Consider the following 13,040-nt stretch of genomic DNA (forward strand, 5'->3'; position numbering starts at 1 on the left):
CCGCCGCCGGATCGGTCAGCGGGGGTTGGGGGTGTGCACCGGCTGGCCGAGGACCATCCATTTCTCGGGGTCGGTGAGGGGCTCGAAGCCGAACTTCTCGTAGAGGGTGTGGGCGTCGGCGGTGGCGAGCATGATGCGGCGGAGGCCGTAGGGGGCGAGGTGGTCGCGGACGGCGGCGATCAGGGCGACGCCGATGCCTTTGCCGCGGACGGCGCGGTCCACGTAGACGTCGCACAGCCACGCGAAGGTGGTCCGGTCGGTGACCACCCGGGCGTAGGCGACCTGGTCGCCCGAGACACTGTCGTAGATCCCGACATTGAGTGATTCCGCGATCGCGCGGTCCTGGAGCTCGCGGGTCCGGCCCATGGCCCAGTACGAGTCGGTGGACAGCCAGGTGTGTACGCGGGCGGCGTCGATGCGGGCGGTCTCGGTGGAGACCTCGTAACCGGCGGGGATGTCGGGTAGTGGCGTGTCGGTCATCCGGGCAGAATCGCAGGCCGGGCACCGCGCTGTCGAGCGGGTTTCGAGTCGCCCGTAGGCGCGGCCGGGCTCGACCGACCGGCGTGGCAGGGTGGGGTGGGTGACGACGTTGCCGATCGAAGTGCCGCCGGAAGTCGAGGAGACGGTGCGGGAGGTGTTCGGGGCCGCGGGACAGCGCTGGCTCGACAACCTTCCCGCGCTGGTGGAAAAGCTGTGTGGGGCTTGGGAGCTCACGGTGATCGGCCCCGCGTTCGAGGGCGGCACGCACGCCTTCGTCGCCCCGGTGCGCCGCGGCGACGGATCGGTGGCGGTGCTCAAGGTCCCGATGGTCGACGAGGAGAACGTCGCGGAGCCGACCGGGCTGTTCTGCTACGACGGCGACGGCGCCGTGACGCTGTACCGGTTCGACGCCGACAGCGGCGCGATGCTGATGGAGTGGGCACGGCCCGGAGCGCCCCTGCTCGAACAGCCGGGCTTCCCGAGCCTGGAGGGTCGGCCGGAGAACGCGGAGCGGGTTCGCCTGGCGTGCACGCTCCTTCGCAGGCTGCGCCGGGAGCCGACCGGCGTCCCGGCGGACTATCCGGCCCTGCCGACCGCGACCGACATGGTGGCCCAGTGGACCGCACGTCTCCAGCGACCGGAACCCGAACTCGCCGAGGTACTTCCGGAGGAACTGCGCGAACGGGCACTGGCGTCGTGCGCGCGCCTCGCCGTCCCCGTCGGCCCCCTGCTCGTCGTGAACCGCGACACCCACCTCGGCAATATCGTCGCCGCCGAACGCGAACCGTGGCTCCTCATCGATCCGAAGCCCTACCTCGGCGAAGCCGCCTTCGACGCGGGCTTCCTGATCATGATCCAGGTCCAGTCCGCACCGACTCCCGAGCACGCCCGCACGGTCGTCGAGACCACGGCCCGCCACCTCGACATCCCCACCGATCGCGCGCACGCCTGGGCCTTCCTGCGCGCGATCGAGGAGATCATCTGGTCGGTCGAGGACGACGACGAGGACACGCTGCCCCTGCACCTGGCCGTCGCCCACGCACTGGCGGTCCCGCTCGGCGCCTAGGCGACCATCCGCTACCGCCGGTGCAGGGCGTCGAGCAGGGTGTTGACAATCGGATTCTGGCGGGCGTCCTCGCGCAGGACCGCCGAGACCGGGATGCGCAGGCGGTGGTCGGTGAGGTCGAGGGTGAGCAGGCCCTTGGTGGGGCCCTCGTAGAGGACGGTCCAGGATTCCGGTCGGTTGAGCAGTTCCATGGTGGCGGTGTGGTCGGGCGGGATCGGGGGACCGAAGGTGGGGCCGACGGGCAGGTCGGCGAAGGCCGAGCGGATGAGGGTGTGCAGCAGGACCTGTTCCTGTTCGGGCGGCAGCAGCAGGGGATAGGGGCTGAGGTCGGCGAGGGTGACGACGCCCTTGCCCGCCAGCGGGTGACTGCTGGAGATCGCGATCACCAGGTCCTCCACCCAGAGCTGTTCCACCGCCAGCCCTGGCTGGTCCACACTGCCGCGGATCAGCGCCAGATCGCAGTCACCGTCGGCCACGGCGGTGATCCGCTGGCGGAACGGTTTGATGACGTATTCGATCTCGGCGTCGGGGTGGGCGGCGCGGGCGGCGGCGATCGCGGACAGCGAGCGCGCCGCGAACGACATGTTGGCGGCGAGGCGGATGCGCGGGCCGGTGGTGCGCACGGCGGCGCGGATCGCTGACTCCAGACTCAGCATCTGCTTGGCCAGCGGCAGCAGCCGCAGGGTGGCGTCGGTGGGGACGACGGCGCGGGTCGTGCGCTCGAACAGCTGCGCGCCGAGGTCACGTTCGAGTCTCGCGATCTGGTGGCTGATCGCGGATTGGGAGATGAAGCAGCGGCTCGCGGCGCGGCTGAAACTGAGCTCCTCACACACCGCGACGAAGTACGCCAGCTGGCGAAGTTCCACCAGGTCCCTCCTATTGATTAGTTATACAGATAAGAGTCATCTTCAGTATGCGCCCAAACACTGGAAACATCTGCGTTCCGCATCGCGTTTACTCATATGAAAGGACTCATTACCGATCTTGGAGCGCGCGATCATGGAACACACGGATGTCGTCATCGTCGGTTCGGGCTTCGGCGGACTCGCCGCGGCCAAGCAACTGAGCAAGTCACGAATCAACTACGTCCTGATCTCGAGCACGCCCGAGCACCTGTTCCAGCCGCTGCTCTACCAGGTGGCCACCGGCGTGCTCGCGCCCGAGGAGATCGCGCCGCCGATCAAGAACGTACTGCGCCGCCACCCCGAGGCCGACGTCCGGCTCGGCAAGGTCACCGCGATCGACGCCGAGGCCGCCGTGCTCACCTACGAGACCGCCGAGGGTACCCGCCAGATCGGCTACGGCTCGCTGATCGCGGCCACCGGCGCCAGCCAGAGCTACTTCGGCCGCGACGACTTCGCCGACAAGACCTTCTCGCTCAAGACCATCGACGACGCCCAGCGGCTGCGCGACCAGATCGCCTCGGTGTTCGCCGCGGCGCAGGGCGCCGACGAGGCGACCCGGCGCAGGCTGCTCAGCTTCGTCGTGGTCGGCGCCGGCGCGACCGGTGTCGAGGTGGCGGGCCAGATCAAGGAGCTCGCCAAGCGGCACTTCCACCAGGAGGTCTCGGTGACCCTGGTCGAGGGCGCGGGCGCGGTGCTGCCCCCGTTCGGTGGCGGGCTCTCGGAGTACGCGAAGCGCTCGCTGACCGACAGCGGCGTCGAGGTGCTGCTGGGCACCTTCGTCACCGATATCGACGAGGGCAAGGTGACGGTCAAGGACGCCGAGGGCATCGAGCGCGGTATCGCCGCCGAGACCGTGGTGTGGTCGGCCGGTGTGCAGGCGGGCGGGTTCGCGGCGCTGCTGGCCGAGGCCACCGGCGCCGAGACCGACCGCGCGGGCAGGCTGCTGATCAACCCGGACCTGACCGTCGGCGGCCACGCCGACATCTACGCGATCGGTGACATGACCTCGCTCAACGGCTACCCCGGCCAGTCGCCGGTCGCCATGCAGGAGGGCCGCCACGCCGCCGACATCATCCGGCGCAAGAAGGACGCGGGCACGCCGTTCGTCTACTGGGACAAGGGCAGCATGGCGGTGATCAGCCGCTTCAGCGCCGTCGTGAAGCTCAACGACCGGGTCAGCTTCCGCGGCACCGTCGCCTGGGCGATGTGGCTGGCCGTGCACCTGATGTATCTGGTCGGCTTCCGCAACCGCTTCGCCGCGGTCGCCTCGTGGCTGGTGGCCTTCATCGGCACCGCCCGCCCCGGCTTCGACGAGGCCGAGCGGACCGCGAAGAGCGCCGAACCGGCGCGCTCGGCCGCCTGAGCACTCCGCGATCGGCCCGCTGTCACACGGCGGGCCGATCGTCGTTCCGGGGCATCGGAATGCGGGTCGCCAGGCCGGGCCGTGCGGTCCGATCCGGCCCCGAAACCGGCCTCTTCGGCTAGAAACCCGCAGGTGGGCGAACGCTGAGCAGCGCATCGGTGAACGCGCGGTGTGACGGGTGTCTCGTTCACCGAACGGGCATCGACACGACACCGATGTGTCGCTCCGATGCCAGCTCGGACTGGCTTCATCAGCGGTATGACAATTTCGTCCGTGTTGACCGCGCCGGCGCCGGACTCCGGGGTGGGGAAGTCTCGGTACAGTCTGGTCGTCGCGTCCGATGCCGAGCACAGGGAGGCCGCGCAGCGGCTCCGATTCCAGGTCTTCGCCTCCGAGCCCGGGTTCCGGATGCCCGACAACGGGACCGGCCTCGACGCCGACCGGTTCGACGAGCACTGCGACCACCTGCTGGTCCGGGACGAGTTCACCGAGCAGTTCGTCGGTTGCTACCGGATGCTGCCGCCGGACAAGGTGACCGCCGCGGGCGGGTACTACACGGCGACCGAGTTCGATCTCACCCAGCTCGACCCGACCGGGCACCGGATCGTCGAGATGGGCCGGGCCTGCGTGGTTCCCGACCACCGCAACGGCTCGGTGCTCACCCTGATGTGGGCGGGCATCCTGCACTACATCCAGCTCACCGGTTACGACTGGGTGATGGGCTGTGTCTCGGTGCCGATGCAGGACGGCCCCGAGGACCCCGCCGGGGTGAATGTGCGCGGCGTGCGCGACATGCTCCTGGGCAGGCACGCGTGCGACCCCGAGCGGCGCGTGCACCCGTACCGGCCGGTCGTCGTCGACGGCGTCGCGCTCGACGAGATGACCCCGCCGAGCCGCCCCAAGCTCCCGCCGCTGCTGCGCGGCTACCTGCGCCTGGGCGCCGAGATCTGCGGCGAACCGGCCCACGACCCCGACTTCGCCGTCGCCGACTTCGTCGCGCTGCTCGGCCTGGAAACCATCAACACCCGGTATCTGGAGCGGCTGCAGAGCGCGGCCGCCAATTTCGACGGGAAGTAACCATCATGGTGTTCGACGCGCCGCCCGCCACCCACTCGCACTCGTGGATGCCGTCGAGCCCCTGTGGTTCACGCTGCATCGAACCGATCGACGAGGTCGGTTCCGCCAGGATGATCGCCCGGCTGGCCGGGATCATCGGCCTGGTGTTCAGTTTCCCCGTGCTGACCGCGGCCACGCCGAAGTCCCGCCGGGAGAACCTGCAGCGCCGGTACGCCCGCGCCGCGCTCGGCTGCCTGGGGATGCGGCTGCGCATCGTCGACAACCGCTCGGCCGAGCAGGGCGCGTCGACGGCGGGCTTCGCTGATCCGGGCACCCCGGTGATGGTGGTGACCGGGCACATCGGCTGGGCCGACGTGGTCGCGCTGGCCGCGGTGCAGCCGGTCAGCTTCGTCGCCAGGGCCGACATGGTCGACTGGCCGGTGCTGGGCAAGCTCGCCCAGCTCACCCGGGTGATCCCGATCGAGCGGGCTCGCTTGCGCGAGCTGCCCGGGGTGGTCGGCCAGGTCGGGCAGCGGCTGGCCGAGGGCAATCGGATCGCGGTCTTCCCGGAGGGCACCACCTGGTGCGGCCGGGCCTACGGCTCGATGCGCCCGGCCATGTTCCAGGCCGCGATCGACACCACCACCCCCGTGCAGCCGGTCCGGCTGCGCTATCTCGACCGGCACGGAGTGCCGTGCACGGTGCCGGGCTTCGTCGGCGAGGACACCTTCGCCGATTCGGCGAAGCGGGTGCTGCGCAGCCGCGGCATGGTTGTCGAGATCTCGCTCGAGCCGCTCGAGCACCCCGGCCTGGATCGCCGTGATCTCGCCCGACGGTGCGAGGCCGCCGTGCGCGGCACCGACCGCTCCCGGCACGGCGTGCTCGACACCGAGTGGATCGAAGCGGGCAACACCCGCGTGCAGGATCCGTCGGTCGATCAGCAGACGCCGGAGAAAGTTTCCGCTACCGCCTGGTAACCGAAACTCGGTGCCATTCACCTCTACCGGAGATCGCGCGCGCGATCTCCGGTAGAGGTGTTCGCGCGTTTCGGATTGCCGGGAATTCGCAGGTCCGTGCCCGGCGGGCGGTCGGCCCGAAATGTGAAACATTCGTGTCCGCAGCGAAAGTCGTTCGCACAGCATATGACCTGCGTATGACGTGGATTACATACTGGGCAGTTGGCTATACCCAACTTCCGTGTGCTGAAACCTCTACATTGCCGCTGCGCCGAAATTGATGAGATATTTGCGGTACCGTCACGCAGGATTTTCCCGATACCCCGGTGTAGCCGAGAGTCCAGGCGATGTTCGAACAGTGCGATCGCAGGGGTGATCGATGGTGAAGGGAAGCATTACCGGTGACCGAGCAAGCTTCTGGCGTACGTCGTCCCGCCGCGCGCCGCGGCCGTCGATCGCCGGTGTCCACCCTGCCCCGTTTGCTGATGGCCGCCGTCGAGCGCGCGCCGGAGGCACCCGCGCTGAGCCTGGCCGGGCGCGTGCTCACCTACACCGAACTCGACCAGCAGTCCTCACAGCTGGCCCGGGTGCTGATCGGTCGCGGCGTCGGCCCCGGTGACCGGGTGGTCCTGGCGCTGACCCGCTCGATCGAGTCGATGGTGGCGCTGTGGGCGGTGGCCAAGACCGGTGCTGCGTTCGTGCCCGTCGACCCGCGCTACCCGGCCGACCGGGTCGCGCACATGCTCGCCGACTCCGGCGCCGGATTCGGCGTCGCCCTGGCCGCCGACGCCGACCGGCTCGACGCGGGATTGCGCTGGCTGGCGCTGGATTCCGCCGAGTGCCGTGCCGAGCTCGAACACGCCTCGGACGCCCCGGTGGTCGCCACCGACCGCACCCGCAGGCTGTTCGGCGAGGACATCGCCTACATCATCTACACCTCCGGCTCGACCGGCGTGCCGAAGGGCGTCGCCGTCACCCACACCGGCCTGGCCGGCCTGTGCGCCGAGCAGATCCGCCGCTTCCGGATCACCGGCGCGTCCCGCACGCTGCACTTCGCCTCGCCCAGCTTCGACGCCAGCATCCTGGAACTGCTGCTCGCCATCGGCGCGGGCTCGACGATGGTCATCGCGCCGCCCGACATCTACGGCGGCGACGAACTGACCGACCTGCTGCGCGCCGAACGGGTGAGCCACGCCTTCATCACCCCCGCCGCGCTGGCCGGCGTCGACGGGTCGGGCCTGCCGGACCTGGCCGCGATCGTCGTCGGCGGCGAGGCCTGCCCGCCGGAACTCATCGCGCGCTGGTCGCCGGGCCGCAACTTCTACAACCTCTACGGCCCGACCGAGACCACCGTGGCGGCCTCGATCAGCGATCCGCTGGCCCCCGGTGATCTGATCACCATCGGCGGTCCCATCCCCGGCATGACCGCCGTCGTGCTCGACGCGCGGCTGCGGCCGGTGCCGGACCGCACCCCGGGCGAGCTGTACCTGGCCGGTCCCGGCCTGGCGCGTGGCTACCACGAGCGGGCCGGGCTGACCGCGGCCCGCTTCGTCGCCGACCCGATCACCGGCGGCAGGCTCTACCGCACCGGCGACCTGGTGAAATGGGAGCTCACCGCCGACGGCGATCCCCAGCTGACCTTCCTCGGCCGCACCGACGCCCAGGTCAAACTGCGTGGCTTCCGCATCGAGCTGGGCGAGATCGACGCGGTGCTCACCACCGACGCGTCGGTCCGCTTCGCCACCACCCTGGTGCGGACCCTGCCCAGCGGCGTGGACGCGCTCGTCGCGTACGTCGTGCCCGCGGCGGGCGCCACGGTCGACCCGGCCGCGCTGACCCGCCTGGCCGAGCAGCGGCTCCCCGCGCACGCCGTCCCGGCCGCCATCGTGCCGCTCGAGCGGCTGCCGCTGACCCCGGTCGGCAAGCTCGACTATCGGGCCCTGCCCGAACCCGAGCTGACCGCCCGCGCGTTCGAGGCCCCGCGCACCGGCACCGAGGAGTCGGTCGCCGAGGTCTTCGCCGACCTGCTCGGCGCCGACGCGATCGGCCGCGACGACGACTTCTTCGCCCTCGGCGGCAATTCCCTGCTCGCCACCCGGCTGGCGGGCCGCCTCGGCGCGAGCACCGGCGTGCGGGTGCCCGCCCGCACCGTCTTCGAGCACGGCACCGTCGCCGCGCTGGCCGCCGCCCTCGACGCGCTCGTCGGCGACGCTGCCGTGCGGGTGCCGCTGACCCGGCGCGAGCGCGGCGAGCGGGTCCCGCTCTCGCTCGCCCAGCAGCGCATGTGGTTCATGGCCCGGCTCGACCCCGGTTCCAGCGCGTACAACATCCCGGTCGCGCTGCGCCTGTCCGGCCCGCTCGACACCGCGGCGCTGACCGCCGCGCTCGACGACGTCCTCGACCGCCACGAGGTCCTGCGCACCGTGTACCCCGAGTACGACGGCCAGGGCTACCAGCGGGTGCTGCCGGTGGCCGAGGCCGGACTCGACGTGGTCGCCACCGCGATCGCCGAGACCGACCTGCGGATGGAGCTGGCCCGGCTGACCTTCGGCGGCTTCGACGTCTGCGCGCGAGTTCCCGTGCGCGCCGCCCTGTTCCAGCTCTCGGCGACCGAGCACGTGCTCGCCGTGGTGGTGCACCACATCGCCACCGACGGTTTCTCCCTGGCCCCGCTCACCCGCGACCTGGTGACCGCCTACGCCGCCCGGACCAACGGCGCGGCGCCGGACTGGGCGCCGCTGCCGGTGCAGTATGCCGACTACACCCTCTGGCAGCAGGAGATGCTCGGCGCTGCCGAGGATGCCGGTTCGCTGCTGGCCCAGCAGCTCGGCTACTGGCGCACCGCACTCGCGGGCACGCCGACCCTGCTGGAGCTGCCCACCGACCGGCCGCGGCCGCCCGTCGCGGGCAGTCGCGGTGCCGCGCACCACTTCACGCTCGACGCGTCGCTGCATCAGGCGCTGGAAACCCTGGCGCGCGACCACAACGCGTCGCTGTTCATGGTGGTGCGGGCCGCGCTGTCGGTGCTGCTGGCGCGCGTCGCGGGCACCGATGACGTCACCGTCGGCGCACCGGTCGCGGGCCGTGGCGAGCCCGAACTCGACGACCTGGTCGGCATGTTCGTCAACACCGTCGTGCTGCGCACCCGGATCGACGACGCCGAGCCCTTCACCGCCCTGCTGGATCGGGTCCGCGAGACCGACCTGGCCGCCTTCGCCAACGCCGACGTGCCGTTCGAACGCCTTGTCGCCGAACTGGATCCGCCGCGCACCCAGGCGCACCACCCGCTCTACCAGGTGGCGCTGTCGTTCCAGAACTTCGGCGGCGCCCGGCTGGAACTGCCCGACCTGGTGGTCTCGGCCGTCGACCTGGGCGACGAGGTCGCACCGGTCGACCTGCAGCTGACCGTCGTCCCGCGGGAGGACGCGGCGGGCCCCGCCGGACTGCGCTGCTCCTGGCGCTACGCCACCGACCTGTTCGACGAGTCGACCATGGCGCGGCTCGGCCAGCGCCTGGCCGGGCTGCTGGCCGCCGCCGTCGCCGCGCCGGAACGGCCGGTCGGCGATCTGCCGCTGCTGACGGCGGCCGAGCGCGCCGAACCCGCGGGGGACGTGCGGCTGGTGCCGGAAGCGACCCTGGCCGAGGCCGTCCAGACGCAGGCGTTGCTGCGCCCGGACGCGCCCGCGGTCACCTTCGCCGAGACGACGCTGACCTACGGCGAACTCGCGAGCCGGGTCAACCGGCTGGCCCGGCTGCTCGTCGCCACCGGCGTCGGGCCCGGCGCGACCGTGGCGGTCGCGATCCGGCCGTCGATCGACCTGGTCGTGGCCATGTACGCGGTCTTCGCCGCCGGTGGCGCCTACGTGCCGATCGACCCGGACGCCCCGGCCGACCGCCGCGCCGACATCCTGTCCGTCGCCCGCCCGGCCTGCGTGCTGACCACGGTGCCCGACACCGTCGACGTCGCCGGACTGCCGGTCGTCTCGGTCGACCTGGTCGCGACGTCCGGTGCGCTGTCGGCTTTCCCGGACCGCCCGCTGACCGACGCCGACCGGCTCCGCCCGCTGCGCGCGCTGGACCTGGCGTACGTCATCTTCACCTCCGGGTCCACCGGCAAGCCCAAGGGCGTCGGGGTGCCGCACTCGGCCATCGTCAACCAGGCGGCGTTCATGGTCGGCGAATACGCGGTGGGCACGAACGACACCGTCCTGCAATCGATTCCGTGGACCTTCGACGCCTCGATGATCGGCTTCGCGACCCCGCTGCGCGCGGGCGCGCACATGATCGTGGCCGCCGCGCACGGTCTCACCGACCCGGCCTGCCTCGCCGATCTCATCGCCCGGCACCGGGTCACCGGCACCACGATCGTGCCGTCCGTGCTGCAGATGCTGCTCGCGGCGGCCCCGTCGGGGGCGCTGCGTTCGGTGCGCGCGGTGTGGGTCGGCGGCGAGGCGCTGCCCAACGCCACCATCACCCGCTTCACCACCGCCACCGCGGGCAGGCTGCACAACCTCTACGGCCCCACCGAGGCGACGGTGTCCATCACCGCCGCCGATGTGACCGAGATCGGCGACGGGATCGTCCCGATCGGCAAGCCGCACTGGAACTCCCGCGCCTACGTCCTCGACGCCCGGTTGCAGCCGGTGCCGGTCGGCACGCCCGGTGAGCTGTATCTGGCCGGCGCGCAGCTGGCGCGCGGGTACCTCGGCAGCCCGGACAAGACGACCGAGCGTTTCGTCGCCGATCCGTACGGTCCCGTCGGCGAGCGCATGTACCGCACCGGCGACCTGGTCCGCAGGCTCCCCTCGGGCGACCTGACCTACCTGGGCCGCACCGACGTCCAGCTCAAACTGCACGGCCTGCGCATCGAGCCCGGCGAGATCGAGGCCGCGCTGCGCGCGCATCCGGCCGTCGCCGGCGCCGCGGTGACCGTGCACCACGAACAGCTCGTCGGCTACGTCACCCCGGCGGCCGGCCGGACCGTCGACCTCGCCGACGTGCAGGCGACGATCCGGACCCTGTTGCCGCCGTACATGATTCCGCACCGGCTGCTCGAGCTCGACGAGTTCCCGCTCGGCGCCACCGGCAAGCTCGACCGCAAGGCGCTGCCGGCGCCGCCGGTGGAACTGCGCGAGTACCAGGCGCCCGCGACCGCCGACGAGGAGATCGTGGCGACGGTGTTCGCGCAGGTCCTCGAGCTGGAGCGGGTCGGCCGCGACGACGACTTCTTCGTCCTCGGCGGCACCTCGCTCTCAGCGATCCGGGTGCGCGCCGCGCTGGCCGAACGCCTCGATATCGAGGTGCCGCTGCGGCTGCTGTTCAGCTATCCGCTGGTCAGCGACCTGGCACTGGCCGTGCGCGACGAGTCATCGGCCTCGGCGGCCGGCCCCGATCCGGCCGCCGACGCCGTCCTCGACCCCGCGATCGACCTCACCGGCTGCGCGCCGCGGCGCGCGGGCGACCCGGCGACCCTGCTGCTCACCGGCGCCACCGGCTTCCTCGGCAGCTTCCTGCTGCGCGAACTGCTCGAGCAGACCGGGGCCACCATCCACTGCCTGGTCCGTGCCACCGACGACGCGAGCGCGGTGGACCGGATCGTGGCCACCGCCGCGAAGTACAGCATCGACCTGCGTCCGCACCTGGACCGGATCGTCGGCGTACCAGGTGATCTCGCGCAGCCCAGGCTGGGCATCGAGCCGCAGCGCTTCGCCGAACTGGCCGACCGGATCGACGCGATCTATCACAACGGCGCGCTGGTCAACCACCTCGAGCCGTACGGCCGGATGCGCGAGGCCAATGTCGGCGGCACCACCGAGGTGCTGCGCCTGGCGACCACCACCCGGGTCAAGCCGATCCACTACGTCTCGACGCTGTCGGTGCTGGCCGGTATCCCGCAGGACAGCGGGGTGCCCGGCGGGCTGCCCGGCTACGCGATGACCAAGTGGGTCGCCGAACAGCTGGTGCACACCGCGATCGAGCGCGGTATCCCCGTCGCCGTCTACCGGCCCGGCCTGATCACCGGCGACTCCCGCACCGGCGTCGCCCCGGCCGAGGACGCCTGGTGGACCATGCTGCGCGCCATGCTGGTGCTCGGCGTCGCCGTCGACGTGCGCGCGATCGGGGTCGAGATGGCCCCGGTCGACCATGTCGCGGCGGGCATCGTCCGCCAGTCCCGCGACGCCGCCGCGATCGGCAACATCTATCGCGCGGCGGGCGCCCAGGTGCCGCTGCAGGTGGTCTACGAGGAGATCCTGCGCCGCCACTACCGGTTCGACTTCATCGACCCGATGGAGTTCGGCCTGACCCTGACCACCGCCGGCGAACGCGCGGACGCCGACCCGATCCTGGCCCGCGCCTCGGCTCTGAGCGGCAACTACGCCGCCGCCATCGCCGCGGCGACCCCGGCGACGGTGCTGAGCGCGGTCGAATCGGCGGCCCCGGCCGAGCCGTACCGGGGCCTGCCGATCGAGTTCCCCGCGGTCGACGCGACGGTGATCAGCCGCTACTTCGACCACTACATCGCGGTCGGCTTCTTCCCGTCCCCCGGCGCGGACAGCCTGACCCCGGCCTAGCCGGCCGGGAACACCGCGTCGACCTCCACCTCGACCAGCCAGCCCGCGACCGGCAGGCTCGCCACCTCGAGCGCGAACCTGCTCGGCCGCGCGGCATTACGGACCAGGGGAGCGGCCGGGGTCGCGGTGCCGAGCGGGACCAACTCGGTGTCGCCGGTATCGAGGTTCGTGTTGGCGAAGAACTGGCGGTAGGCCCGGTTCCAGCCCGCGTAGTCGGCGCGATCGGTGCCGGGGGCGTTGTCGAGGAACACCCGCATGGTGACCACGTTGTCCAGGCTCAGTCCGCGGGCCTCCAGGTTCTCCCTGATCCTGGCCAGCACCGACATCCCCTGTGCCTCGGTGACGCTCACGCCGGGTGTCAGCTTGCCACCGGCGAATTGCTGGGTGTCGATGAAGGATTCGGGGCTGCCCGCCGGCGCGGCCGTGTTGAGCGCGGTCGGTCCGATCCCGCTGGTCTTGTAGACGGCGGCGTCGGCGGCGATCACCACGCCCTGCGCGATCATCGGAGTGGCCTGTCCGGCTTCCAGAATCGAGGAGCTCGGCGGCTGCTTCGGGGCCTCGGCGGCGTCGGAGTCGGCGGTGCAGCCGGTGAGGGTGAGCGCTACGACGGTCGCCGCGGTCGCGCTGATCAGGGTCTTCATG

Annotated in this window: 8 protein-coding genes; 5 read left to right on the forward strand and 3 right to left on the reverse strand. The window is 71.5% G+C overall.

The window, feature by feature from the left end:
- Nucleotides 1–15: 15 nt before the first annotated feature.
- Nucleotides 16–480, reverse strand: coding sequence for a GNAT family N-acetyltransferase (locus ACFVW6_RS30570; protein ID WP_378832396.1), 465 nt, complete (start codon nt 478–480; stop codon nt 16–18).
- Between the two features lie 100 nt (nt 481–580).
- On the opposite strand from ACFVW6_RS30570, the gene ACFVW6_RS30575 reads away from it, so the two are divergent.
- A complete protein-coding gene (locus ACFVW6_RS30575) occupies nt 581–1,546 on the forward strand; it encodes an aminoglycoside phosphotransferase family protein (protein WP_378832392.1) in 966 nt (321 codons plus the stop codon).
- Nucleotides 1,547–1,557: 11 nt separating this feature from the next.
- Here ACFVW6_RS30575 and ACFVW6_RS30580 read toward each other — a convergent pair whose 3' ends face one another.
- Nucleotides 1,558–2,412, reverse strand: coding sequence for a LysR family transcriptional regulator (locus ACFVW6_RS30580; RefSeq protein WP_189027249.1), 855 nt, complete (start codon nt 2,410–2,412; stop codon nt 1,558–1,560).
- A 133-nt stretch (nt 2,413–2,545) separates the two neighbouring features.
- Between ACFVW6_RS30580 and ACFVW6_RS30585 the strand changes: the two genes are divergently transcribed.
- From ACFVW6_RS30585 to ACFVW6_RS30600, 4 genes are all read left to right on the forward strand, one after another.
- On the forward strand, nt 2,546–3,814 hold the full coding sequence (locus ACFVW6_RS30585; RefSeq protein ID WP_378832389.1) for an NAD(P)/FAD-dependent oxidoreductase: 1,269 nt from the start codon (nt 2,546–2,548) through the stop codon (nt 3,812–3,814).
- 258 nt (nt 3,815–4,072) lie between these two features.
- Nucleotides 4,073–4,891, forward strand: a complete 819-nt coding sequence (locus tag ACFVW6_RS30590; protein ID WP_355284390.1) for a GNAT family N-acyltransferase — start codon at nt 4,073–4,075, stop codon at nt 4,889–4,891.
- A 5-nt stretch (nt 4,892–4,896) separates the two neighbouring features.
- Nucleotides 4,897–5,847, forward strand: coding sequence for a lysophospholipid acyltransferase family protein (locus ACFVW6_RS30595; protein ID WP_378832387.1), 951 nt, complete (start codon nt 4,897–4,899; stop codon nt 5,845–5,847).
- Nucleotides 5,848–6,287: 440 nt separating this feature from the next.
- Complete coding sequence (locus ACFVW6_RS30600; protein WP_378832384.1) at nt 6,288–12,398, forward strand: amino acid adenylation domain-containing protein; 6,111 nt, start codon at nt 6,288–6,290, stop codon at nt 12,396–12,398.
- Here ACFVW6_RS30600 and ACFVW6_RS30605 read toward each other — a convergent pair.
- Nucleotides 12,395–13,039: a Rid family hydrolase gene (locus tag ACFVW6_RS30605; protein ID WP_378832381.1), complete on the reverse strand. Its 645-nt coding sequence runs from the start codon at nt 13,037–13,039 to the stop codon at nt 12,395–12,397. The two genes, ACFVW6_RS30600 and ACFVW6_RS30605, sit on opposite strands and share 4 nt — an antisense overlap.
- Nucleotide 13,040: the final 1 nt, after the last annotated feature.

The sequence above is a fragment of the Nocardia sp. NPDC058244 genome (assembly GCF_042882065.1).
Taxonomy (GTDB): Bacteria; Actinomycetota; Actinomycetes; order Mycobacteriales; family Mycobacteriaceae; genus Nocardia.